Here is a 24,765-nt window from a genome sequence, read left to right as displayed (position 1 = left end):
CCAGCGTGCGGCTGGAGCTGAACCTGGCTCGCAGCACCCTGGCCAGCGCCCGCAAGCGCCTGGCCGCCCTGTGGGGCAACGCCGCGCCACGCTTTACCGTCGCCGAGGGGCGCCTGGAAACCTTGCCGGAGCTGCCTGCGGCCAGCGACCTGGCGGCGCGCCTGGCCCAGGCGCCTGCCGTGCGCCAGGCGCAAAGCGCGCTGGCCCAGCGGCAAGCCATGCTGGACGTGGAACAGCGGCGCGCCACGCCCGACGTCACCGTGAGCATCGGCATGAAGCGCTCGGAAGAACTGGGACGCAACCAGGCCATCATCGGCCTGGCCTTGCCCCTGCCCCTGTTCGACCGCAATGCGGGCAACAAACTCGATGCGCTGCGCCGCAGCGACAAGGCCAGCGACGAGCTGATCGCCGCCCGCATCGCCGTGCAAACGGCCGTCGCCGCCGCCAGCGAACGGCTGGCCACGGCCAGGCTCGACGTGGAAAGCTTGCGCCAGGACATCTTGCCTGGCGCCCAGAGCGCCTACGACGCGGCCAGCAAGGGTTTCGAGTTCGGCAAGTTCGCCTTCCTCGACGTGCTCGATGCCCAGCGCACCTTGCTGCAAGCCAAAAACCAATACCTGCGCGCGCTGACGGAAGCGCAACACGCCGCCGCCGACATCGAGCGCCTGCTGGGCACACCAGCTCCCCTGTAAGGAACACCATCCATGAACATCACACTCAACAAAAAGCAGGCGATCGCCATCGCTTCCATCGCAGCGGCCGGTATCGTGCTGGCGGCCCTGATCCTCGGCACGGGCAAGTCCAACCCCGCGCCTGCCCCTGCCGCCAAGGCGGAAGCGCATGCTGAAAAGAAAGACGAACACGGCCACGAAGCAGTGGAAGGCAGGCTGGAATTGACGGCCGCGCAAAGCCGCGCAGCCGGCGTCGTCATCGCCACGGCCGCGCCCGGCCGCATCCAGACCACGGTGGCCCTGCCCGGCGAAATCCGTTTCAACGAAGACCGCACGGCCCACGTCGTGCCGCGCCTGTCCGGCGTGGTGGAAGCCGTGCAGGCGGACCTGGGCCAGCTGGTGAAAAAGGGCCAGGTGCTGGCCGTCATCGCCAGCACGGCGCTGTCGGAACAGCGCAGCGAACTGCTGTCGGCGCAGCGGCGGCTGTCGCTGGCCCGCTCCACGTATGAGCGCGAAGAAAAATTGTGGCGCGAGAAAATTTCGGCCGAACAAGATTATCTGCAGGCGCAGCAAACGTGGCGCGAAGCGGAAATCGCCGTGCAGAACGCGCAGCAAAAGCTCAGCGCGCTGGGTGCCGGCAGTGGCGGCAAGGGGCCGCTGAACCGCTACGACATCCGCGCGCCGTTCGACGGCATGGTGCTGGAAAAACACATCACCCTGGGCGAAGCCGTCAAGGAAGACGCGAACATCTTCGTCATTTCCGACCTGTCGACCGTGTGGGCGGAAATCGCCGTGCCCGCAAAAGACCTGGCCACCGTGCGCATGGGAGGCAAGGCGGTAGTCAAAGCGTCCGCCTTCGACGCCAGCGCGCAAGGCACGATCACCTATGTGGGCGCGCTGTTGGGCGAGCAGACGCGCACGGCCAAGGCACGCATCAGCTTGCTGAATCCCGACATGGCGTGGCGCCCGGGCCTGTTCGTCACGGTGGAAGTGGTGTCAGGTGAAGCGGACGCGCCCGTTACCGTGCACAGCACGGCCATCCAGACGGTGGAAGACAAGCCCGTCGTCTTCGTGCAAGTCAAGGATGGCTACCAGGCCACGCCCGTGGTGCTGGGGCGCAGCGATGGCAAGTTGACGCACATCAAGCAGGGCCTGGCCGCCGGCACGCCGTACGCGGCGCAAGGCAGCTTTGTCCTCAAATCGGAGCTGGGCAAGGATGCCGCCGGCCACGAACACTGATCACGTCAAGCCAAAGGAAACCATCATGTTTGAACGCTTGATCCGCTTCGCCATCGACCAACGCTGGCTGGTGATGCTGGCCGTGGCCGCCATGGCCGGCCTGGGCATCTACAGCTACCAGAAGCTGCCCATCGACGCCGTGCCCGACATCACCAATGTGCAGGTGCAAATCAATACCCAGTCCGCCGGCTATTCGCCGCTGGAAACCGAGCAAAGAGTCACCTTCCCCATCGAGACGGCCATGGCCGGCTTGCCCAACCTGGAGCAGACGCGCTCGCTGTCGCGCTACGGCCTGTCGCAGGTGACGGTGATCTTCAGGGATGGCACGGACATCTATTTTGCCCGCCAGATGATCAACGAGCGCTTGCAGGAAGCGAAGGAAAGCTTGCCGGCCGGCATCACGCCCAAGATGGGTCCCGTTTCCACGGGCCTCGGTGAAATCTACCTGTGGACGGTGGAAACGCAGGACGGCGCGAAAAAGCCGGACGGCACGCCGTACACGCCCACGGACTTGCGCGAAATCCAGGACTGGATCATCAAGCCGCAATTGCGCAATGTCACGGGCGTGACGGAGATCAATGCCATCGGCGGCTACGCCAAGCAGTACCAGGTGGCGCCCTACCCGGAAAAACTGGCTGCCTACGGCATCAGCCTGCAGGACGTGGTGACGGCGCTCGAGCGCAACAATGGCAACGTGGGCGCCGGCTACATCGAAAAGCAGGGCGAACAGCTGCTGATACGCGCGCCGGGCCAGGTGGCGTCGAAAGACGACATCGCCAACATCATCGTTGCCAATGTGCAGGGCGTGGCCATCCGCATCCGCGACGTTGCCGACGTGGTGCTGGGGCGCGAATTGCGCACGGGCGCGGCCACGGAAAACGGCCGCGAAGTGGTGCTCGGCACCGTCTTCATGCTGATCGGCCAGAACAGCCGCGCCGTCTCGCAAGCCGTCGACAAGAAAATGGTGGAAATCAACCGCAGCCTGCCCAAGGGCGTGCACGCCGTCACCGTGTATGACCGCACGGTGCTCGTCGACAAGGCCATCAATACGGTAAAGAAAAACCTGCTGGAAGGGGCGGTCCTGGTGATCGCCATCCTGTTCCTGTTCCTCGGCAATATCCGCGCGGCCGTCATCACGGCCATGGTGATACCGCTGGCCATGCTGTTCACGTTTACGGGCATGGTGCAATACCATGTGAGCGCCAACCTGATGAGTTTGGGTGCGCTGGACTTCGGCATCATCATCGATGGCGCCGTGGTGATCGTGGAAAACTGCGTGCGCCGCCTGGCCCATGCGCAGGAGAAACTGGGACGGCCCTTGACCTTGCAGGAACGCTTTCACGAAGTGTTTGCGGCATCGCAAGAGGCACGCCGGCCCTTGCTGTACGGCCAGCTGATCATCATGGTCGTGTACCTGCCCATCTTCGCGCTCACGGGCGTGGAAGGCCGCATGTTTACGCCGATGGCCCTGACGGTGGTGATTGCCCTGCTGGGCGCCATGCTGCTGTCGATCACCTTCATCCCCGCCGCCGTCGCGCTGTTTATCGGCAACAAGGTGGCGGAAAAGGAAAACGCCATCATGCGCGCCGCCAAGCGCTGGTATGCGCCGCTGCTGGACAAGGTAATGCGCAACACGCCCGTCGTGTTGACGGGCGCCGCCGTGGCGGTATTGCTGTCGGGCTTGCTGGCCACGCGCATGGGCAGCGAATTCGTGCCCAGCCTGAACGAGGGCGACATCGCCATCCAGGCCCTGCGCATTCCCGGCACCAGTCTCACGCAATCGCTGGCCATGCAGCAGCAGCTGGAACGCAAGCTGATGGACAGCCACAAGGAAATCGCCCGCGTGTTCGCCCGCACGGGAACGGCCGAGATCGCTTCCGACCCCATGCCGCCGAATATTTCCGATGGCTACATCATGCTCAAGCCCCGCAAGGAATGGCCGGAGCCGACAAAATCGCGCGAGCAATTGCTGGCGGAAATCGAGGCGACGGCCAGCAGTTTGCCGGGTAACAACTACGAGTTCTCGCAGCCGATCCAGCTGCGCTTCAATGAACTGATTTCCGGCGTGCGCAGCGACGTGGCCGTGAAACTGTTCGGCGACGACATGACCGTGCTCGACAGCACGGCGGCAAAGATCGCCGGCGTGCTGGGCAAGATTCCCGGTGCCACGGAAGTGAAGGTGGAACAGACGACGGGCCTGCCCATGCTGACGGTGCAGATCGACCGCGAGCAGACGGCCCGCTATGGCCTCAACATTGCCGACGTGCAGTCGGCGATCGCCACGGCCATCGGCGGACAGGAGGCAGGCACGCTGTTCCAGGGCGACCGCCGCTTCGACATCGTCGTGCGCCTGCCCGACAGCCTGCGCAGCGACCTGGAGCAATTGAAACGCCTGCCCATCGCCCTGCCCCTGGGCGCGGCGGCGGAAGGCCGCGCGCGCTTCATCCCGCTGGGCGAAGTGGCCAGCCTGCAAGTGGCGCCGGGGCCGAACCAGATCAGCCGCGAAGACGGCAAGCGCCGCATCGTCGTCAGCGCGAATGTGCGCGGGCGCGATATCGGCTCGTTTGTGGCAGACGCCACGCAGCAGCTGCAAGCGCAGGTGGCCATTCCCGCCGGCTACTGGACCAGCTGGGGCGGCCAGTTCGAGCAGCTGCAGTCGGCCACGAAACGCCTGGAGCTGGTGGTGCCCGTGGCGCTGGCCCTCGTCTTCGTGCTGTTGTTCGCCATGTTCGGCAACGTGAAAGATGGCTTGCTCGTGTTCAGCGGCATCCCGTTCGCCTTGACGGGCGGCATCGTCGCCCTGTGGCTGCGCGACATTCCCATGTCGATCTCGGCGGCCGTGGGCTTTATCGCCCTGTCCGGCGTGGCCGTGCTGAACGGGCTGGTGATGATCGCCTACATCCGCCAGCTGCGCGAACAGGGCATGCCCCTGCAGGAAGCGATACGCGAGGGAGCGATCACGCGCCTGCGGCCCGTGCTGATGACGGCGCTGGTGGCGTCGCTGGGCTTCGTGCCGATGGCCATCGCCACGGGCACGGGCGCCGAAGTGCAGCGTCCGCTGGCCACCGTGGTGATCGGCGGCATCCTGTCGTCGACGGCCCTGACCCTGCTGGTGCTGCCGCTGTTGTATCGGCTGGCGTACCGCAAGGAAGAAGAGGTGGAAAGGCACACCGCGCCCGCAGGCGCGGCGGTGTAGTCATGGAGCCAGGCGTAGCAAAATCGTAGCGAGCGGCTTCGATTTACGGCTGAGACGCGCAGCTGTACTCAAGTACAGCGGGCATCGGAAGCCGCAAAGCGTGCCGCGCAAAGATTTTGCTAGCCTGGCCGGCGGTAGCCGCCTTCGATCCAGTTGGCGGCCGCCGTCGCATTGAACTTGAACGCGGCCGAAGTGCGCACCTTGGCGATCTGTTCGCCGTCCGCGTCGTAGGCGCTCAGTTCCGCGTACGGGTGGTCTTCGTCGGGCACGATGTCGAACATCACCTTGATTTGCCCCTCGTCGGTGGCGACGAACAGGTTCTTGTGCAATTGCGCATGCAGCTGCTGCTCGTGGCGGCGCAGCACTTCCGAGGCTGTCTTGACCAGCGTGTTGAACGCGTTGACGTCGAGCGGCTTCGGGTTTTTCTTGTCGCGGCCCATGGTCCACGGGCCCACCAGGGCCGGCTCCGGTTCGCCATCCTTGATCATGGCCACGGCCCAGCCTTCATCTTCCTCGTTCTTGATCACCCGCGCCGTCCAGCCATTGCCTACCCACAGGCGCGGCTCCTGGATGGGGGCGTCATTGTCCTGCTCGGCTGATTCGTCGGAAAAGTCGGGGAAATCGGTACTCATGGCGGTGCTCGTGATGGAAGGTCGGGGCTAGCATGATAGTCGAAAACGCCCGCCCGTGCCGCCTTGCCGCAAGGTAAGGCGTGGCCCGCCATAGTCGATCCCGGCAATAAGGCAAGCTATCAATTTAGTAGCTTTATTCTAGCAATCGCGCTTTGATATTTCTCAAGTAAACCTATTATTATTTTGCAATCTGAATTGTGTTTTTTATATTCAAATATTGCAGTAGGTAATGCTTGGCCACAAGAAATTATTTCATCACGCGCCGTCCCTCTTCCCTGCACGCCGCGCCGCATCGCCACGCCGGGCACTTTCATCATTCCTGAAAAAAATAGCTGTGCACACACATTCGAGGGTATCTACATGAAAATCTTGTCCACTCTGGCTTGCGCGACGCTCGCCGCGGCCGCCGGCAGCGCCAGCGCTCTTCCCACCTTCACGGCAGGCGGCACGGCGCTGGCCGGCGAAGGCCTGGTCACGTCGGTCGCAGGCGCCACCACGATCGATTTCAACAGTGGGATCTTGCCAGCCAACTATATCGACGGCTCCCTGTTCACGGGCACGGACGGCAACCACGCCGCCCCTCCCGGCGACACGAGCATGTATTTGTCCGCGGGCATTTCGTCCGACCAGCACTCGCCCGTGACAGCCAACTTTGCGGGCGGCCTCAGTTATTTCGGCTTCTACATGGGCTCGCCAGATCCCTACAACAGCGTGACGTACAGTTTTGCCGACCAGAGCAGCACTACCCTGACGGGCACGCAACTGGCCAGCCTGGCAGGCGACCAGGCGAACGGCGATCAGTCCGTGGGCCTGTACGTGAATGCTTTCGCCGGCGAAGGCGGCAAGATCACCTCGGTGGCCTTCCATTCGTCCTCGAACGCTTTCGAGACGGACAACCACGCCTTCATCGCCGCCGTGCCGGAGCCGGAAACCTATGCCATGCTGCTGGCCGGACTGGGCCTGCTGGGCTTCATGCTGCGCCGCAAAGCGTCGTAAGCGGCATCGTCAAAAACGCCGTGAGCAAGCCAAAGCCCGCAACGCGGGCTTTTTTACGGCAGCCATCGCATGGACGGCAAGGACGCAGGCAAGCCCTTCAGCACATGGACATGGCAGGCCGGTTGGGCCAGGTCAGCGGAGGACCGGGCGGGACCCGGCGCGGGTCGATGGCCGGCAGCGGCGCCTGGTAATTGAACGGGGTGATGATAATCGGCGGTATCGCCGATGGCGCGCCGACGGGCTCGGCACAGGACTGCGGGGCGCTACGCTGGCGCGTGATCCGGTCGTCATGGGGGGATAGCGATTGATCCCCGGTATCTGCAAACAAAAGCATGTTGCCCTCCTTGCGAGACTGAGGTATTCAGTATAGGACGGCTTGCGCACATTACAAGAAAAGAAATCTTGTTCTACATCAGCGTTTTCTCGCTGCCAGCACTGTCCATACCGTAAAAATGACAGCCTGTCGCATGCCGCTGGCAGCCAGCCGGGCGCGCCTCTACAGTGTGACCATGCAATACCCCATCACCCACACCGCGAGGCTTATCATGAAAAAATTGCTCACCTTCGTCCTCATCGTCATGCTCGCCTGCCTGTTCCTCGACAAGGTGGGCGGCAGCGACATGCACATGCAGTTCAACGGCGACGATGTCGACGGACCGCTGGAGTGGCTGTTCGGCCTGGTGTTTGCCGGCGGCGGCTTGCTGATTGCCGCCATGGCGCTGGTATGCGCCGCCGTCGTGACGGGCGTGGCGCTGGCCGGCGTGGGCGTGGTGCTGATCGCCGTGGTGGCCTTGTGCGTGGTGCTGGTACTGGCGCTGAGCACGCCCGTGCTGCTGCCGCTGCTCATTCCCGTCGCCATCGTCTGGCTGATCGTCAGCCGCAACCGCAAGCAGGCGCAAGCGCGTCAGCAGGGCCTGTAATCACTGCGCCATGAACTTGCTGAGTACGCCGTCGCTGCCGCCGTCATTCTGTTCGATGCGGTTGCGCCCGCCCCGCTTGGCCCGGTACAGCGCCTCGTCGGCGCGCGCCAGCACGGCGTCGCAATCGGCATCGGTGCCGGCCATGGCGGCCATGCCGATGCTCACCGTGATCGTGATCAGGATGCCGCCGTCAGTGGTCAGCGAACTTTCCGCCACGCGCCGGCGCAGCCGTTCGGCAAACACGGCGGCCGCCGCCAGGTCGGTGCCGGGCAGCAGGATGGCGAATTCTTCGCCGCCCACGCGGCCCGGCACGTCGACCTTGCGCAGCGCCTGGCACATCAGCGCGCCCAGGTGACGCAGCACGGCATCGCCCACCGCATGGCCATACTCGTCGTTGACGCGCTTGAAGTGATCGATGTCGAGCATCAGCACGCTGGCGCAGCTGGCCAGCTCGCGCTGCAGGCGCGCATGCTCGTTTGCCAGCGCCGCCATGAAGTGGCGCCGGTTCGGCAAGCCCGTTAAAAAATCCGTGGTGGCCAGCTGCAGCAGTTCCGCATTCATGCGCTTGCGCTCGGTGATATCGAGCGAGGACACCATGACGAAGTCCAGGCTGTCCGCATGGCCAGGCATCACCAGCAAGCTCAGTTCATTCTGCCGCGCCGCGCCATCGAGGCGCACGAAGCTGCTTTCGCATTCGTACAGGTGGGCGCCGCCCGCCAGCGCCAGCAGCGCATCGCCGAAGCGGGGCAAGGCGCTGTCGTCGAAATTCTGCGCCAGGCCCAGCGCACCGCGGCGCTGGTCGTCCTCGTTGGCGCGCACCTGCGCCAGCGCGGCGCCGTTGGCATCGATGATGCGCACCAGCCCCGCCAGCCGCTGCAGCGCATCCGGATGCGCCTGGAAATGGGCGCCCAGGTCGCGCACGCCCGCCTCTTCCAGCGCATCGAGCGCGGCGCGCACGGCTGACCAGTCCTGTTCCCACAGGGCCACGGGCGCATGGTCGTACAGGCTGCGGAACCGCGCTTCGCCCGCGCGCAGGGCCAGCGCCACCTGCGCCTGTTCGATGGCCATGCCGGCCAGGTGCGCCGCCTCGCCCAGCCGCGCCAGATGCGCCGCGCCCGGCAGCATGGGCTGGCGATGATACGCCATCAGCACGCCCAGCAGCTTGCCCGAACCGCCGCGCACGGGCTCGGCCCAGCACGATTGCAGCTGGGCCCGCCACGCCAGTTCCATCGCCTCGTGCCCATCGGCAGCGACATGCAGGTCGCCCACGATCACGCGCTGGCCTTCGCGCAGGGCTTGCACGGCGATGCCATGCACGCCTTGCAAGGTGTCGAGGTCATGGCCATGGCTGGACAGGTTGAAAAACGCAGGCAGGCTGGGCGCCGCACCCAGCACCAGGCGGTGGCGGTTTTCATCGAGCAGCAGGATGCTGCACAGCATGGCAGGATGGTCGGCCTGCACGCTGAGCACCACGCTTTCCAGCACGCGTTCCAGCGGCGCGCCCGTGGCCAGCATTTCCAGCACCTGGCGCCGCGTGTGCTCGCGCCGCTCCATCTGGCTGCGCTCGCTGATATCGCGGAACGTCCACAGGCGCGCCTGCTCGTTGCCTAATTGCATGCTGCGCACATATTGCTCGACCACCCGCCCATCGCGCAGGTGCAGCACGTCGCGCCGCTCGCGGTGGCCGTGCGGCGCATGGGCGCGTGCCCCCAGGAAAGGCGCCGCCTGCTCCAGCTGGCTTTCCACATGGCGCACCAGCGCCGCGCCATCGGCTTGCCAGTCGAGCGCGTCGGGCACTTGCCACAAGTCGCGGAAGCGCCGGTTCGACGTGAAGATGCGGCCATCGATATTGTCGACCAGGATGCCGTCGATGGTCGAATCGAGGATGCTGCGCAGCATGGCCTGGCTGCGCTGCGCCGCCTCGGCCATCGCCAGCACGCTCGCCTGCCCCTGCTCCAGCTGGTCCGTCAGCTCGCTCGAACGGAGCAGCGCCGCCTGGGCGCGGGCGCGGCCCACGGCCAGCAGCCACGCCGCCAGCGCCAGCGCCAGGCTGACCAGCACGCCGGTCATGGCCACCAGGCGGGGCCGCGCCAGCAGTTCGCCGTCAAAACCCGGCATGGCGCGCACGCGCACGGTCCAGGCGCGGCCGGCAATGCTGATCGCCTGCCGCGCAACGAGGGTGGCCGACGCCCCTGCCGACTGCGTGCCCGGCAAGCTGTCAAACATCAGGGCCGCGTCGGCCAGTTGCGCGCCATCGTAGATTTCCAGGTCCAGCTGGCGCGACGCCTCGCCGCCCACGCCCGCCATCAGATCGGCCATGCGGAACGGCGCAAACACCCAGGCGCGCAGCGCGGCGCGCCGCTGCTCCACGCTGCCATGCGGCAAGCTGTTGTCGTACACGGGCAGCACCACCAGGAAGCCATGCGCCTGGGCGTTGCCGCCATCCTGCACCAGCTGGATCTTGCCCGTCATGGCGGCCTGGCCCGTGTCGCGCGCCTGCTCAAGCGCGGCGCGGCGCACGGGTTCGGACCAGATGTCATAGCCGAAGGCCAGCAGGTTGCTCTCGCTCAAGGGTTCCAGATAGGTGATCGGTGCGTGCCAGGCGCGCTGGCCGTGCGGCCGCACGGCATAGCCGGGATAGCCTTCCGCGCGCACGCTCGCTTCGTGCCGCGCCAGGGCGCCGCCGGACACCAGCGGCAGGTAGCCGATGCCGTGGATGCCGGGAAAGTGGCGGTCCACCTGCTGCACCGCCAGATAGGCATGGAATTCGCGGCGCGTGACTTCCCGCGAACTGGCATACAGCCCCTGCACCCCGTGCAGCACCTGGATGTAGGTCTGCATGCGGCCGCCGATGTTGTTCATCAGTTCGCGCACGCGGAAATCGAAATCGGCCTGCACCTGCTGTTCGCTGACATCGTGGGCATTGCGCCAGGCGCCATACGTCAGCCCCAGGCACAACGCCAGCACCAGCACGGCCAACACGTGCGGTCCCACCCAGTGCGACACTGGCCGGGCAAACCACGACGAAGACGCGCGTGTAGGCATGGCAGGCGGAAAGCAGAACGGAGATCAAACCGCGTCACGGCCAGCAACATGGCTGGCAGCGGGCTGCACGACTACCATCGGTAGTCGATGAGAATGATAGTACGTTACAGCAGACAGGCATGCAATGCCGAATGTTGTGTCAAAAAGACCACATATTGCGAAAGTGCAATTCCGTTTTCCCGACATAAAGTCGACGCCACGCAAACTGATAATGATTCTCATTTATAATTCACATCCGCTCTTGCTCCCGGTCCTCGACGATGCCTTCCCAGCCCCTTTCCTCCAACGACGCTTCCTGGCAATTGCCGCTGGCCACGCCAAGGCTGGCGCTGAGTGCCGGCACCCTGTCGTTTGCAGAGCCTACGCACAGCATCGAACACAATGAGGCGGGACTGAAACTGGTGCTGGTGCTGGAGGGCCAGCTCGACTATCAACTGCAAAGCGGCGCCGCCGTCGGCGTTGCGGGTCCCGCCTTCCACATCAGCCTGAGCGACACGCCATTTGCCGTCAGCCACCGCTACGCTGCACGGCAACCGCTGCAGTACCTGAGCGTGCGCATGCCGATGGAAGCCTTGCGCGACACCTTCGGCGCCGAGCTGGGCGCGCTGGCGCGGCGCATCGCCCCGGCCACGCGGCAAGCCATGGCGACGGCGAACGGGCGCGCCGGCAAAGCCTTGCAAGTGCTGGGGCGGCAAATCATGCTGTGCCCGCTGGCCGGTCCGCTGCGCCAGTTGTATTTATCGGGCAAGGCGCTGGAATTGACGGCCGCCGTCATGGACGGCCTGACGGATGCCCGCCCCCCAACGGCCGCGCCCGGCGCACGCCAGTTGCGCAGCCTGCAGCAGGCGCGCGACATCTTGCTGCAGCGCCTGCACGCCCCGCCCACCCTGCCGGAACTGGCGCGTCTGGCCGGCACCAATGCCAGCACGCTGAGCCAGGGCTTTCGCCAGCTGTTCGGCACGAGCGTGTTCGCCTACGTGCGCCAGCAGCGGCTGGAACTGGCATACCGCATGCTGGCGGCCGGCAACATCAGCGTGGCCGATGCGGCGCATGCCTGCGGCTATACGGATTCCCATTTCAGCAAGGTGTTCCGCCAGCGCTATGGGGTTTCCCCCAGCGACATGCGCTGCGCCTGACGGAATACGCGCAATCGCCAGGAAAACAGCGGCAATCCTTAACGCCCGGGCGCCAGCACTCCTTACCATATTGAGATTGATTCTCAATACGAAAGGTCTGGTTTTTCATGGCAATGTTTTTCCTCTCTCCACGCCGCCTGCGCTGGCCCCGGCATACCCTGCACGTGCTGGCCGCACTCGGTTCCAGCCACCTGGCGCAGGCGGCGGACGCGCCGGCGCCGGAAGCGAGCCTGCCCGTCATCGCCGTCACGGCCACGCGCGAAGCGGGCGCGAACATGGGCAAGACGGGCGCCTCGCTGAAGGACACTCCGCAGTCGCTGAGCATCATCAGCCAGGAACGCATGCAGGAACAAAACCTGCATACGCTCGACGACGTGCTGCAGCAGGCACCGGGCACCACCGTGCAGCCGTTCCAGCTGCTGACCACGGCCTACTACGCGCGCGGCTTCAAGATCGATTCCTTCGAACAGGATGGCGTGCCCGTGCTGATGGGCAACATGGCCAGTCCTCAGCAAGACCTGGCGATGCTGGAGCGCGTGGAAATCCTGCGCGGCGCCAACGGCTTGCTGCATGGCAGCGGTAACCCTGCCGCCACCATCAACCTGGTGGCCAAGCGGCCGCAAAAAACCTTCGCCGCACAGGGCGCGCTGTCGGCCGGCAGCTGGGACCGGCGCCGCGGCGAAGCCGACATCGGCGGCCCCCTCAACGCCGCTGCCACGCTGCGCGCGCGCGTCGTCGCCACGCACGAGGAGCGGGGCTTTTTCTATGACGTGGCGCAACAGAACAGCAGCAATCTGTATGGCGTGGCCGAACTGGACCTGGCGCCCGGCAGCATGCTCAGCGTGGGTGCGCAGAAACAGCGCATCCGCTCCATCACCAACATGGCGGGCGTGCCCCGCTATGCGGACGGCGGCGATATCGGCCTGCCCCGCTCCACCTATCTCGATGCGGCCTGGGACCAGTTCGACTGGGATACCGAGCGCGTCTTCGCCAGCCTGGAACAGCACTTTGCCAACGGCTGGCAAGCGAAGGTGCAAGCCAACCACCTGTCCGGCGATTCCTTCCTGAAATACGCGGGCGCGTATGGCGCCGCGCGCCGCGACCAGCGCCCGTCTTCCAGCGTGATGGGCGCCGCCTATCGCTTCGACAACCTGCAGAACAGCGTCGATGCCTACGCCAGCGGCCCGTTCCGCCTGGGCGGACGCCAGCATGAATTGCTGCTGGGCGCCAACGTCCAGCACACGTCCAGCGAGCAATTCTCGGCCAGCTTCCTGCCGCCGCCCAAGGGGACGTATGACGTCTTCCACTGGAACCCGTACGCGCTGGCGGAACCGGTCACGGGCGCCTACGCGTCGCGCGGCCCGACCAAGGTCAGCCAGTGGGGCGCCTACGCGATGGCGCGCTTCCACGTGAGCGATGCACTGACGGCCATCACGGGCGCGCGCCTGAGCCGCTGGAAACAGGAAACGCGCACGGCGGCAGTCGAACCGGACACCCAGCTGACGCCGTATGGCGGCCTGGTCTACGCCCTGTCGCCGCAATGGTCGGGCTATGGCAGTTACACGCAGGTTTTCCAGCCGCAAAGCCAGACCACCACCGACGGCAAGACGCTCGATCCCGTGACGGGCAACAACCTGGAAGCGGGCGTCAAGGGCGCGCTGGCCAATGGCAGGCTGGACGTGTCGCTGGCCGTCTACCAGATCCGCCAGAACAAGCGGGCCCAGGAAGATCCGAACTTCCCCTGCGCGGGCAACGTCTGCTACTACATCGCGGGCGGCGAAGTGCAGAGCCGCGGCCTGGAAGCGGAAGCGAACGGCCGGCTGACGCCCGACCTGAACCTGTCGGCCAGCTACAGCTACAACACGACGCGCTACCTGAAGGACGCCCAGGCGCAGGGCCAGGCATTTGCCAGCTTCGCCCCCGCCCACATCGTGCGCGCGTGGGCCAACGCTACCCTGCCGTGGGCCGGACGCCGCCTGAGCGCGGGACTGGGCTTGCAGGCGCAGAGCCGCTACAGCGTCACCTCGGGCGGCGTGACCCTGCGCCAGGGCGGCTATGCGCTGGCCCATGCCCGCCTGGGCTGGCGCATCGACCGTCATTTCACGGCCGCGCTCAACGTCAACAACCTGTTCGACAAACACTATTACCAGAGCCTGTCCGGCACGGCCTGGAACAACCGCTATGGCGAGCCGCGCAGCGTGATGCTGTCCGTGCGCGCCCAGTATTGAGGTCCCCATGAACGACGACAATTGCACGCTCTTCCCCCTCGACGGCCACCTGCTGGCCTTGCACGCCGATGCGCTGGCCCAGGCCATCCCCTACCATGCGCGCGGCAAGAGCCGCGCCGACTGGATCATCGGCGTCAAGCACGTGAGCGACGCCCAGTCCGTGCATGGCGACCATTGGGAACGCCACCCGCGCGGCGATGAAACCCTGTGCCTGCTCGAAGGCAGCATCGAACTGGTGCTGCAGGCGGACGACGGCGCGGAACGCCGCATCGCCGTGCAGGCGGGGCAAGCCTGCATCGTGGCGCGCGGCACCTGGCACCGGCTGCAGGTGCACGTGCCGGGACGCCTGCTGTTCATCACCCCCAGCATCGGCAGCGAACACCGCAAAGTGGGAGGTGCCGCATGAGGCCGCCACTGCCGAACATCCGCCTGTGGCTGATGGTGGCGGCCCTGTACTTCACGCAGGGCGTGCCGCTGGGGCTGGCCATGGAAGCGCTGCCGGCCATGCTGCGCCGCGACGGCGCGCCGCTCGACGCCCTGGCCTTCCTGCCGCTGGTGGGCTTGCCCTGGGTGCTGAAATTTCTGTGGGCGGCGCAGGTCGACAACCGCTGGAATGCGCGCCTGGGCCGGCGCCGCAGCTGGCTGCTGCCGATGCAGGCGCTGGCCACGGCCTGCCTGCTGGGCGCCGCCCTGCTGGGACTGTCGGCCGCCACGGCGCCGTTGATCGTCGCCTTGGCCGCGCTCGGTTCTCTGGCCAGCGCCACGCAAGATATCGCCACCGACGGCATGCTGGCCGAACGCTTCGAAGGCGCCGCGCTGGGCCGCGCCAATGCCTTGCAGGTGGGCGGCACCATGGTGGGCTTTTTCACGGGCGGCTCCGGCGTGTTGATGTTGTCGGGCATGTTTGGACAGCGGACGGCCCTGCTGGCGCTGGCGGCCATCGGCGCTGCCAGCCTGCTGCTCGTCGTGCTGTGGCGCGAGACGCCGCTCGCGGCCCCGCTGCCCGCTGCCGTCACGGCTGCGGGCAAGGCCAGCTTGCGCGGCTTCATTCGCCGGCCCGGCGCGCCCGCGCTGCTGGGCATCGCCTTTTTGTCGTCGATGACGGCCGTGGCCGGCTATGGCCTGTCGAAACTGCTGCTGGTCGACGCCGGCTGGCCGCTGGAAGCCGTCGGCCAGGTGGGCATGGCGGGCGGCATGATCACCGTGCTGCTGGGCTGTGGCGGCGGCGCCTGGCTGATCGGCCGCCACGGTCCCCAGCGCATCTTCGTGCTGGGCATAGGCGCTTCGGCCGCCGCTGCCGGCCTGTGGCTATGGCTGGCCGCCATGGCGGCGCCCCTGCCATCCAGCCTGGTCTGGCTGGCGACGGCGCTGGGCTGCTTCGGCGCCGGCTGCGCATCGGTTTCCATGCTGACCATGGTCATGCAGTTTGCGCGCCAAAGCGGCCAGGCGGGCACGGACATGACGGCCGTGCAAAGCATGCGCGACGGCGGCGAAATCCTCACCTCGTCCACCCTGACGGGCGTGGCGGCCGCGGCCGGCTATGGCGGCAGCTTTACGCTCGGCATCGTCTGCGCCCTGCTGGCCATGCTGCTGGCGCGCCAGCGGGCCTGAGCGCCGTGCTGTAAAGTGCAGGCGATGACCGATTCAGGAGTATCGCTTGCACGACGATCGCTGGCAGGGAAGCTTGTGGCTGGCGCCGGACTTTGCCATCTTGCATGGCGCAGTGGGCGCCACGGCCAGCCACGCCCATTACGCGCACCAGCTGATGCTGAGCACGGGCGCGCCCTTCACGGCAGAGCTCGATGGCATCGTCCACACGGCGCAGCACTTGCTGATCGACAGCCTGCGTCCGCACGCCATCCTGAGCGCGCCGGCGCCCATGCTGACCATCTATGCGGAACCGCAACGGCTGGGCGGGCCGGCCCTGCTGGCGGCGGCCCGCAGCGCAGGCGCACCCAGCCTCGATCGCCTGGCCGCCGCGCTGCAAGCCCAGCCGCGCGAACACTTGCCCGATCCCCGCTTGCTGCGGGCACTGGACAAGGTCGATGCCCTGCTGTCGGGCAAGGTCAGCGCGGCCGCCGTGGCCGAGGCGGCGCACCTGTCGCTGAGCCAGCTGGAACGCCTGTTCAGCGCCCAGCTGGGCTTGCCCGTGCGGCGCCTGGTGCTGTGGCGCCGTTTGCGCCTGGCCATCCGCTTCATTTTGCTCGGCAGCACCCTGACGGATGCGGCCCACGGCGCCGGCTTTGCCGATGCCGCGCATTTTTCGCGCACCATGCGCAGCCTGTTCGGCGTGCGCGCCGACCGCAGCCTGCGCCAGCTTCACGTCACATTGATCGATTGAGGGGCGCGCGCAAGCCTTCCGGCAACTCGGGCGCGCGCACGCCCTCTTCCGCGCGGAACGGTTCCCGCAGCTGCGCGCCGTATGCGACAGGGTAATCGGGACGGCTGCCGATGCCCAGGTCCTCGCCCCGCATGCGGTAATCCGGCGCATCGAAACGCGTGCCCAGCATCCGGTCCCAGCAGGTAAAGAACAGGCCGAAATTGACGTCGCCCGCCGTGCCGTACTTCATGTGGTGAAAGCGGTGCAGGGGCGCCCAGGCAAACACGTGGCGCAGCGGGCCCATGCGCATGTCGACGTTAGCGTGCTGCAGCAGCAATTGCACCGCCACGGCAAACGCCAGCACGGCCATGACGGGCTTCGGGATGCCCAGCAACAGCAAGGGCAGCATGCCGCCCGCCGCTTCCAGCAGCAGATGCAGCGGATGTTTCATCCAGCCATTGAAACCATACAGGCGCGTCACGCTATGGTGCACGGCATGCAGTTTCCACAGAAAATAATAGCGGTGGCTCAGGTAATGCACCAGGGTAATGCCGCAATCGGCGATGACGATGGCCAGCAGCAACTGCCCCCAGAACGGCAGCTGGACTGGCCAGAACGGCCCCAGCGCCAGATGTCCGGCCAGCAAGGGAAAGGCCGCCAGTCCCAGCAGGTACAGCGCTTCATTGACGAGCGCGTGCAGCACATCGCGCCAGCCATCGCCGTGATCGTGGTTCCACGCACCGTCATACGGCAGACAGCGCTCGGCAAGAAAGGAAGTCAGCAGGGCCAGCAGCAACAGCGGCGGCAAGGCCCAGAGGGAATATTGGCGAACCGTAATTAGCCAGGCGGCAGCGCCGATGAAGCCGGCCCAGAAGACGGGGCCGTACAGCGCGGCAAAGAGGGATTTCATGGCAAGGGACTCCGGTGGCAAAAACCACAGCATCGCTTGCACTGCTGCCGCGCCGCTTGAAGAAACGGCGCAAACTGCTTATTTGATAGCCGGCTTCGCAGCCTTGCGCGCCGCGTATTGCTGGTAGCCATTCGCGCGCAGGGCGCAGGCGGGGCAGGTGCCGCAGCCATAGCCCCAGTCGTGCAGCTCGCCCCGCTCGCCCAGGTAGCACGTGTGCGTGCCGCTGCGGATCAGGTCGACGAGCGGCTGGCCGCCCAGGTCTTCCGCCAGGTCCCAGCTTTGCGCCTTGTCCAGCCACATCAGCGGCGTTTCCAGCTTCAGGCGCGTATCCATGCCCAGGTTCAGGGCCACTTGCAGCGCCTTCATCGTGTCGTCGCGGCAATCCGGATAGCCGGAGAAATCCGTCTCGCACATGCCGCCCACGAGCACCGTCAAGCCGCGGCGATACGCCACGGTGGCGGCCACCGTCATGAACAGCAAGTTGCGCCCAGGAACAAACGTGTTCGGCAAGCCGTTTTCCTGCATGACGATCTCGACGTTCTGCGTCATGGCCGTATCGGAGATGGCGGAAATCAGGGACAGGTCGATCATGTGATCCTGGCCCAGGCGGCTGTCCCACTCGGGCGACTGCCGGCGCATCTGTTCCAGCACGCCAGGACGCACGGTCAGTTCGATCGCATGGCGCTGTCCATAGTCAAAGCCGATAGTTTCCACGCGGCTATAGTGTTTCAAGGCCCAGGCCAGGCAGGTGGTGGAATCTTGTCCACCGCTAAAGAGCACCAGTGCGGAGTCCGTTGCTAGCATAATTTCTTTCTTTTCAGTTTGATTCTGTTCCGAGTGCGCAGGGAAACACGATTCCCCGCGCAAAAAATACTTATTCGTCCGCCATCAGTTTACCTATTCCGGTAACATGGAGTCAGCATTTACTCATCTGGAGCACCATGTTTTCTGCACGACCCATACGGCATACAGCTGCCGGCAAGGCGATACGACCACGGATTTTGGCACAAGTAGTGGCAAAAGCAATGGGTCAACTGACACTGGCGGCCGCCGGCAGTGTCATCTTGCTGTTCCCCATCGCCCACGCCGCCGCGCAGGAGGGTGCGCAAGAGAGCACGCAAGACGCGCCGGCAGACAACGCCGCCACGGAGGCGGCCCCCGCCCCGCTGCAGTACGACGTCAAGGTCAATGCGCCGGGCGACCTCGATGAGTTGCTGGAAAAAAACCTGGACCTGGAACGCTTCCGCGGCAACCCGCGCATGGACCGCGAGCAATTGCAGCGCCTCGTGCGCGATACGCCGGAGCAAGCCAAGAACCTCGTCGCCACGGCCGGCTACTATACGCCCGTCGTCACGGTGCGCGTCGATACGACGGGCGCCAAACCCCTCGTCATCGTCGACCTCGAGCCGGGCGAACCGGTGACCATCGACAAGGTCGAGCTGGAATTGCGGGGCTTCGATCCCACGCCGCCGCTGGCCGCGTCCGAACCGTATGACACGGAAGCGCTCAAGCGCAGCTGGTCGCTGAAGACGGGCAGCGTATTCCGCCAGGCCGACTGGGAATCGGCCAAGCGCGCGCTGCTGCGCGAAGTGGTGCAGACGCGCTACCCGCGCGCCCAGTTGGTCGATACGCAAGCCGTGGTCGACCCGGAAACGCACAAGGTCTCGCTGCTGGTGGTGCTCGACAGCGGCCCCGAGCTGCGTTTCGGCGAGCTGCGCATCGAAGGCTTGAAGCGCTACGATGAAAGCATCATCCGCAACCTCGACAAGATCCACCCGGGCGACTACTACAGCGAATCGGCGCTGCAATCGTTGCAGGCGCGCCTGCAGGATACGGGCTACTTTGCCAGCGTGGAAGTAAGCGCCGACATGAGCAGCATCCTCAACGAGCAGATCGAGGCGGGCCAGGAAAGCCAGGCGGCCGAGGCCGAGGGCGCTGCCCCCGTGGCCAAGCCCGTCAACCGGGGCCCCGCGCCGCAGCTGCCGCTGGTCGTGCGCGTGACGGAAAACAAGCAGCAGAACGTCAGCGCCGGTCTCGGTTTCAGTACGAATACGGGGAATCGCGCCCAGCTCAACTATGACAACCTGAATGTGTGGGGCACGCGCTTCAAGAGCGCCCTCACCATGGAAACGAAGAAACAGGCGGCGCACGCCAACTTCTATTTCCCCACGACCGAGCGCGGCTACAACGACAGCGCGGGCGCCTCGTTCGAGCGCAGCGACATTTCCAACGAAATCACGGCCGTCACCACCATCTCGGCCAAGCGCAACTGGGGCGGCACCAACCTCGAGCGCAGCCTCACGTTCGAGTTCCTCAGCGAAGACAAGACCGTCGTGGGCCTGGAACAGACGCGCAGCAAGAGCTTGCCGCTGACCTATGCCATCACCAAGCGCAGTCTCGACAGCCTGCTGTTCCCCACCAAGGGCTATGTCATCAATGCCCAGGTGGGCGGCGCCCTGCTGCCCGTGCTGACGGACGAGCGCTTCGTGCGCGTGGCCGGCAAGGCCGTGTATTACCGTCCGCTGGGCGAAAAGGGCGAAGTGATCGTGCGCGGCGAAATGGGCGCGCTGGGCTCGAAGGAAAAACGGGGCGTGCCGGCCGTTTACCTGTTCCGCGCGGGCGGCGACCAGTCGGTGCGCGGCTATGGCTACCAGGAACTGGGCGTAAAGGAAGGCGACGCCACCATCGGCGGGCGCTACATGCTGACCGGCAGCGCCGAGTACCAGTACTGGTTCAAGCCGAAATGGGCGATTGCCGCCTTCTATGACGCCGGCAACGCGGCCGATACCGTCAAGGCAGCCATGACGCCGAAATCGGGCTACGGGCTGGGCGGGCGCTACAAGAGCCCCGTCGGCCCCATCAATGTCGACGTGGCGTATGGCCACGCCGTCCACAAATACCGTTTGCACTTCTCTCTGGGATTCACTTTCTGATGTCCGACACTATTACCGAATCCCCCCACGCCGCCGCGCCGCCACCGGCCAAGAAACCGCGTCGCTGGCTACGCTACCTGCTGATCGCCGTCGCCAGCCTGGCCGTGCTGCTGGGCGCCGCCTTCTGGTTCCTGGGCCGCGAATCGACCTTGCAGATGCTGGTGCAAAAAGTGGCCAGCGCCAGCGGCGGCGAAATTACCGTGTCGGGCGTGTCCGGCTCGCTGTACAACCGCATGCACCTTGGCCACGTCAGCTACCGCAGCAAGACGCAGCACATCACGGCCGACAACATCGACATCAACTGGTCGCCGTTCCAGTTCTTCTCGGAAGGCATTGCCATCAGCGAACTGCACGTGGCCAGCCTGTCCGTGGAAAGCACGGCGCCGTCCGAGGAACCGTCGACGATGCCGGCCAGCCTGGCTTCGCCCTTTAAAATCGGCATCAGCGACGCGCGCCTGGACAAGGTCACCCTCGTCAGCGCGGGCGGCAACACGGTGTTTGAAAAGATCCATTTCACTTTGTCTGGCGACAAGACGCAATGGCAGCTGGAAGATGCGTCGGCGCTGACGCCGTTCGGCCAGGCCACGGCCAGCGCGACGATTGCCGCTACGCAGCCGTTCAAGCTGTCTGGCAAAGCCGGCTTGACGCAGATCAACCCCGCCGCCGGCGAAAAACCGGCCGCCCTGGCCCTGCAACTGGGCGGCGACTTGAACGTGCTGAACGTCACGGCCAAGGGCAGCGCAGGCGCGGCCACGGCCGACGCCCAGCTGGCGCTGGCGCCGTTCGACCCCGTCATCATCCTGCGCTCGGCCAGCATCCGTGGCCGCAACATCAATCCGGGCAAGTTCGATGCGACCTTGCCGCAGGCAGACCTGAGCCTGGAGCTGGACGCCGCCATCGATACGCGTCCAAACGCGCAAACCGTGTCGGGCAAGCTGGCCATCCTCAACCACGCCACGCCGGGCCCCATCGACCAGCAAAAGCTGCCGCTGCGCCAGTTCGAGGCGCGCCTGGGCGGCACCCTGACGGCCACGACCCTGGAGTCGGCCATCATCGATTTCGGCAACGCGGGCAAATTCACGGGCGGCGGCAAGCTCAACCGCGATGCCGCCGATGGCCCCATCGGCAATGCGCAGCTGACCTTGCACACGGACAAGATCGACTTGCAGCACATCTACAGCAGCATCAACAGCACGAAGATCGTGGGCGACATCGTGCTCGACAGCGATGGCAAGACACAGACCCTGCGCGCAAAACTGGGCGAAGCCAAGCTGCGCCTGGACGTGGAAGCCACCCTGGCCGATTCCCTGGTGCAACTGCGCAAGGCGACCTTGCAGGCAGGCAAAAGCAGCGTCAATGCGACGGGCCAGATCAGCCTGAAGGACGAACAGCCGTTCAAGGCCGTGGCCAACGCCAGCCGCCTGAACCCGGCCGACTTCGGCGCCTTCCCCGTGGCCGACCTGAACGTCGACGTGCGCGCCGACGGCCACGTGGCGCCGGCATGGCTGGCGAATGCGGACTTCACCGTGCGCCCCAGCAAGCTGCTCGACCAGCCCCTGTCCGGCAAGGGCAAGCTGACGGCCGATGCGGCCCATTTCAGCCGCATCGACGTGCAATTGGCGCTGGGCAAGAACAACGTGACGGCCAAGGGCAACTTTGGCGGCGCCGGCGAAAAGCTGAACTGGAACGTCGATGCGCGGCAACTGTCTGCCCTGCAAGCCGACTTACTGGGCGCCGTGCAAGCCAGCGGCGTGGTGCAAGGCACGATGCAGCAGCCGCGCACGAGTTTTGTTGCCGATGCAAAAGGACTGGGCTTGACCAGCGGCAAGCGCCCCGCGCCCGACAGCGTCATCCACGCCAGCGGCGAGGTGGGCTTGACGGGGCCGAAGCAGCAAGCGGAACTGAAAGTGACGGGGTCCCTGCAAAAGATCAACCCTGCCGCCTTCGGTGCAGCACTGCCCAACGGCAACGTGAATGCGGACTTCAACGGCAGCGGCCGCCTGACGAGCGACTGGCAAGTGGCCCTCAACCTGGCTCTGCGCGAATCGACCCTGCAAAACGCGCCGCTGGCCGGCTACGCCAAACTGTCGGCCAACGCGAAACGGGTCGACAGCGTGGATGCAGAACTGCGCCTGGGGCCGAACAGCCTGCTGGCCAAGGGCGCGCTGGGCGGCGCCACGGACAAGCTGACGTGGAAACTCGACGCGCCGCAACTGTCGACCCTGGGTCCCCGCTTTGCCGGCGTGCTGCAAGCGTCCGGTTCCGTCAGCGGCAAGATGGACGCACCGGCCGCACAACTGACGCTCGATGGCAAAGACTTGACCTTCTTTGGCGACCAGCAATTGAAATCCATCAAGGGCAGCGCCAGCGTGGGCGCCGGCCAGGGCGCGCTCGACCCCATGGTCAGCAGCCTGGACATCGCAGGCTACAGCACGCCCACCTTCAAGCTGGCCAGCGCCCACCTGGGCACGACGGGCACGCGCGGCAGCCATACGGTGAACCTGGCGGCACGCAATGACGATTTCGATGCCACCGTGCAAATCCGCGGCAGCCAGAGCGGCGCCAGTTGGACGGGCAGCATCGACAGCCTGCAAAACAAGGGCCGCTATGCGCTCGTGCTGCAAGCGCCCGTGCCCGTCAAAGTGGCCGGTCCTGCCGGCAGCGGCGTGGCGGGCCTGGGCCAGCCCGAGCAGATCAGCGTGGGCAATACCGTCATCAAATTGCCAGCAGGCAGCATCACCATGCAAAGCCTGGCCAAGAACGGCCCCCGCTGGACCAGTTCCGGCCAGGCGGCCGGCGTGGCCCTGACCTATCTGGCGCAAGTGATTCCCTCGCTGCAAGCCAATGCACGCAGCGACCTGACCCTGGGCGCGCAATGGTCGCTCGACATGCAGGTGCCGACGGCGCAACAGAAAGATCCGTCCCTGGCGGGCATGCTGCACATCTACCGCGAAAAAGGCGACGTGACGGTGGGCGTGGAGCAGCCGCTGGCCCTGGGCTTGCGCACCCTCGACGCCCGCGTGGATGTTGCCAACCAGCAGCTGCGTCTGGCCGTGAAACTGGACGGCGCGCGCGCGGGCCAGAGCGATATCCATGCCACCGTGCAAATGCTGGGTGGACGCATCAGCAACGACAGCGCCCTCTCCCTGACGGGCACCACCAGCATCGATTCGCTGGCCTGGCTGGCGCCGCTGACGGGCCAACCGGGCCTGGAACTGGGCGGCGCCCTGAAAGTGGCCCTGTCCGGCAGCGGCACCATCGGCGCGCCGCAATTGAATGGCGACATCAACGGCAGCAAGCTGCTGGTGAACTGGGCCGATCAGGGCTTGAAATTGCGCAATGGCGTGCTGCAAGCCAAGCTGGCCGGCGATCAGTTGCAACTGCAGCGCCTGAGCTTTGACGGCGGCGACGGCAAGGTGCAGGCAGATGGCTGGGTACGCTTTGCGAATGGCGAAGCGAGCCTGGAACTGAAACTGATGGCCGACCGCCTGCAGGCGCTGTCGCGCCCCGACCGCACCCTGGTCCTGTCGGGCAACAGCACCCTGGTGCGCAACGACAAGCGCTTCAGCTTTGAAGGCAAGTTCAAGGCCAACCGCGCGCTGATCGAACTGGCGCCGCAAGACACGCCCACGCAAAGCAGCGACGTGGTGGTGCTGGGCAAGGAAGTCAAGGGCAGCAAGGAAGCGCCGTCGCTGCCCCTGAATATCGACCTGGAATTTGACCTGGGCAATGCCTTCCACCTGCGCGGCATGGGTCTCGATGCCGACCTCGCGGGCAATGTGCGCGCCCGCGTCATCAACCGCGCCGCGCCGCGCGTGACGGGCAGCATCAAAGTTACCAACGGCCAGTACGCCGCGTATGGACAGAAGCTGTCGATCGAACGGGGTCTGATCGCCTTCACGGGCGCCTACGACAATCCGTCCCTGAACATCCTGGCCGTGCGCAAGCGTCCCGAAGGCGAAGCCTTGTCGGAAACGAACGTGGAAGCGGGCGTGGAAGTGCGCGGCACGGCGCAGGCGCCGACGGCCAAGCTGGTCTCCACGCCCAGCGTGTCGGACAGCGACAAGCTGGCCTGGCTGATTCTGGGCCACGGCGCGGAAACGGCGGCCGGCGATGAAATGGCCCTGCTGACGACGGCTGCGGGCGCCCTGTTCGGCGGCTCCGGCGGCGGCTTGCAAGGCAAGCTGGCCAATTCGCTGGGTCTCGATGAAGTGGGCCTGTCGCAGGCGCAAGGGCTGGAAAGCACAGTCGTCACGGTCGGCAAGCGCCTGTCCTCGCGCGCCTACCTGACGTTCGAGCAAGGCACGAGCACGGCGACGAGCCTGGTCAAGCTCCGTTACAAGCTGAACCGCCGCATCACCCTGCAATTCCAGACGGGCACGAACAATGCGCTCGACGTGCTGTATACATGGGCGTTCGATTGACCATCCGACCGCTCGACAATACGGACAGCCGGTAATCAATGCCGCTCAGTGCAGACTGAGCGGCATTTTTTTATCGATGGCTGATCACGAAACGCATAGGCGTAAAAACAAACAA

Annotated in this window: 16 protein-coding genes; 12 read left to right on the top strand and 4 right to left on the bottom strand. The window is 65.7% G+C overall.

Annotated features, from left to right (window positions below; genetic code table 11):
- From GCN75_RS25960 to GCN75_RS25950, 3 genes are all read left to right on the top strand, one after another.
- The coding region (locus tag GCN75_RS25960) for a TolC family protein (RefSeq protein ID WP_193317659.1) at nucleotides 1-692 on the top strand (692 nt) is incomplete at its 5' end.
- Nucleotides 693-704: 12 nt separating this feature from the next.
- Nucleotides 705-1,910, top strand: a complete 1,206-nt coding sequence (locus GCN75_RS25955; RefSeq protein WP_152284931.1) for an efflux RND transporter periplasmic adaptor subunit — start codon at nucleotides 705-707, stop codon at nucleotides 1,908-1,910.
- A 25-nt stretch (nucleotides 1,911-1,935) separates the two neighbouring features.
- Nucleotides 1,936-5,106, top strand: a complete 3,171-nt coding sequence (locus tag GCN75_RS25950) for an efflux RND transporter permease subunit (protein ID WP_152284930.1) — start codon at nucleotides 1,936-1,938, stop codon at nucleotides 5,104-5,106.
- A gap of 119 nt (nucleotides 5,107-5,225) precedes the next feature.
- Here the strand turns inward: GCN75_RS25950 and GCN75_RS25945 are convergent, their stop codons facing one another.
- Nucleotides 5,226-5,738 (bottom strand): hypothetical protein, encoded by a 513-nt coding sequence (locus GCN75_RS25945; RefSeq protein ID WP_152284929.1) that lies wholly within the window; start codon nucleotides 5,736-5,738, stop codon nucleotides 5,226-5,228.
- Between the two features lie 360 nt (nucleotides 5,739-6,098).
- Between GCN75_RS25945 and GCN75_RS25935 the strand changes: the two genes are divergently transcribed.
- Nucleotides 6,099-6,734 carry an Npun_F0296 family exosortase-dependent surface protein gene (locus tag GCN75_RS25935; RefSeq protein WP_152284927.1) on the top strand — a complete coding sequence of 212 codons (636 nt, stop codon included), beginning with the start codon at nucleotides 6,099-6,101 and terminating at the stop codon, nucleotides 6,732-6,734.
- 545 nt (nucleotides 6,735-7,279) lie between these two features.
- A complete protein-coding gene (locus tag GCN75_RS25930) occupies nucleotides 7,280-7,654 on the top strand; it encodes a hypothetical protein (RefSeq protein WP_152284926.1) in 375 nt (124 codons plus the stop codon).
- On the opposite strand, the gene GCN75_RS25925 is transcribed toward GCN75_RS25930, so the two are convergent.
- Entirely contained in the window at nucleotides 7,655-10,699 is a 3,045-nt protein-coding gene (locus GCN75_RS25925; protein WP_226941569.1) for a sensor domain-containing diguanylate cyclase, read from the bottom strand.
- Between the two features lie 260 nt (nucleotides 10,700-10,959).
- Between GCN75_RS25925 and GCN75_RS25920 the strand changes: the two genes are divergently transcribed.
- The 5 genes from GCN75_RS25920 (at nucleotide 10,960) to GCN75_RS25900 (ending at nucleotide 16,404) form a co-directional block, all read left to right on the top strand.
- Nucleotides 10,960-11,835 (top strand): helix-turn-helix transcriptional regulator, encoded by an 876-nt coding sequence (locus GCN75_RS25920; RefSeq protein WP_152284925.1) that lies wholly within the window; start codon nucleotides 10,960-10,962, stop codon nucleotides 11,833-11,835.
- 107 nt (nucleotides 11,836-11,942) lie between these two features.
- Nucleotides 11,943-14,063 carry a TonB-dependent siderophore receptor gene (locus GCN75_RS25915; protein ID WP_226941568.1) on the top strand — a complete coding sequence of 707 codons (2,121 nt, stop codon included), beginning with the start codon at nucleotides 11,943-11,945 and terminating at the stop codon, nucleotides 14,061-14,063.
- A gap of 7 nt (nucleotides 14,064-14,070) precedes the next feature.
- On the top strand, nucleotides 14,071-14,469 hold the full coding sequence (locus tag GCN75_RS25910; protein WP_152284924.1) for a cupin domain-containing protein: 399 nt from the start codon (nucleotides 14,071-14,073) through the stop codon (nucleotides 14,467-14,469).
- Nucleotides 14,466-15,674, top strand: coding sequence for a RhtX/FptX family siderophore transporter (locus GCN75_RS25905; protein ID WP_152284923.1), 1,209 nt, complete (start codon nucleotides 14,466-14,468; stop codon nucleotides 15,672-15,674). Before GCN75_RS25910 ends, GCN75_RS25905 begins: the two co-directional genes overlap by 4 nt.
- Nucleotides 15,675-15,720: 46 nt before the next feature.
- The gene (locus GCN75_RS25900; RefSeq protein WP_152284922.1) at nucleotides 15,721-16,404 is read left to right on the top strand and encodes a helix-turn-helix domain-containing protein; all 684 of its coding nucleotides are present in this window, start codon (nucleotides 15,721-15,723) and stop codon (nucleotides 16,402-16,404) included.
- Here the strand turns inward: GCN75_RS25900 and GCN75_RS25895 are convergent.
- A complete protein-coding gene (locus tag GCN75_RS25895; protein ID WP_152284921.1) occupies nucleotides 16,388-17,293 on the bottom strand; it encodes a sterol desaturase family protein in 906 nt (301 codons plus the stop codon). The genes GCN75_RS25900 and GCN75_RS25895 overlap by 17 nt on opposite strands.
- A 78-nt stretch (nucleotides 17,294-17,371) precedes the next feature.
- Entirely contained in the window at nucleotides 17,372-18,097 is a 726-nt protein-coding gene (gene queC / locus GCN75_RS25890; RefSeq protein ID WP_152284920.1) for a 7-cyano-7-deazaguanine synthase QueC, read from the bottom strand.
- Nucleotides 18,098-18,318: 221 nt separating this feature from the next.
- Here queC and GCN75_RS25885 point away from each other — a divergent pair, with 221 nt between their 5' ends.
- Together GCN75_RS25885 and GCN75_RS25880 are read left to right on the top strand one after the other, a co-directional pair.
- A complete protein-coding gene (locus GCN75_RS25885) occupies nucleotides 18,319-20,226 on the top strand; it encodes an autotransporter assembly complex protein TamA (RefSeq protein WP_152284919.1) in 1,908 nt (635 codons plus the stop codon).
- Nucleotides 20,226-24,650: a translocation/assembly module TamB domain-containing protein gene (locus tag GCN75_RS25880; protein WP_152284918.1), complete on the top strand. Its 4,425-nt coding sequence runs from the start codon at nucleotides 20,226-20,228 to the stop codon at nucleotides 24,648-24,650. Before GCN75_RS25885 ends, GCN75_RS25880 begins: the two co-directional genes overlap by 1 nt.
- The last annotated feature ends 115 nt before the right edge of the window (nucleotides 24,651-24,765 follow it).

Source organism: Janthinobacterium violaceinigrum, assembly GCF_009208555.1.
Lineage (GTDB): Bacteria > Pseudomonadota > Gammaproteobacteria > Burkholderiales > Burkholderiaceae_D > Janthinobacterium > Janthinobacterium violaceinigrum.
This window is presented reverse-complemented; position numbering and strand designations above follow the sequence as displayed.

Excerpts from the sequence above, each read along its gene's own strand:
- GCN75_RS25955 (WP_152284931.1), top strand. The coding sequence starts at position 705 with ATGAACATCACACTCAACAAAAAGCAGGCGATCGCCATCGCTTCCATC.
- GCN75_RS25950 (WP_152284930.1), top strand. The coding sequence starts at position 1,936 with ATGTTTGAACGCTTGATCCGCTTCGCCATCGACCAACGCTGGCTGGTG.
- GCN75_RS25945 (WP_152284929.1), bottom strand. The coding sequence starts at position 5,738 with ATGAGTACCGATTTCCCCGACTTTTCCGACGAATCAGCCGAGCAGGAC.
- GCN75_RS25935 (WP_152284927.1), top strand. The coding sequence starts at position 6,099 with ATGAAAATCTTGTCCACTCTGGCTTGCGCGACGCTCGCCGCGGCCGCC.
- GCN75_RS25930 (WP_152284926.1), top strand. The coding sequence starts at position 7,280 with ATGAAAAAATTGCTCACCTTCGTCCTCATCGTCATGCTCGCCTGCCTG.
- GCN75_RS25925 (WP_226941569.1), bottom strand. The coding sequence starts at position 10,699 with ATGCCTACACGCGCGTCTTCGTCGTGGTTTGCCCGGCCAGTGTCGCAC.
- GCN75_RS25920 (WP_152284925.1), top strand. The coding sequence starts at position 10,960 with ATGCCTTCCCAGCCCCTTTCCTCCAACGACGCTTCCTGGCAATTGCCG.
- GCN75_RS25915 (WP_226941568.1), top strand. The coding sequence starts at position 11,943 with ATGGCAATGTTTTTCCTCTCTCCACGCCGCCTGCGCTGGCCCCGGCAT.
- GCN75_RS25910 (WP_152284924.1), top strand. The coding sequence starts at position 14,071 with ATGAACGACGACAATTGCACGCTCTTCCCCCTCGACGGCCACCTGCTG.
- GCN75_RS25905 (WP_152284923.1), top strand. The coding sequence starts at position 14,466 with ATGAGGCCGCCACTGCCGAACATCCGCCTGTGGCTGATGGTGGCGGCC.
- GCN75_RS25895 (WP_152284921.1), bottom strand. The coding sequence starts at position 17,293 with ATGAAATCCCTCTTTGCCGCGCTGTACGGCCCCGTCTTCTGGGCCGGC.
- queC (WP_152284920.1), bottom strand. The coding sequence starts at position 18,097 with ATGCTAGCAACGGACTCCGCACTGGTGCTCTTTAGCGGTGGACAAGAT.
- GCN75_RS25885 (WP_152284919.1), top strand. The coding sequence starts at position 18,319 with ATGGGTCAACTGACACTGGCGGCCGCCGGCAGTGTCATCTTGCTGTTC.
- GCN75_RS25880 (WP_152284918.1), top strand. The coding sequence starts at position 20,226 with ATGTCCGACACTATTACCGAATCCCCCCACGCCGCCGCGCCGCCACCG.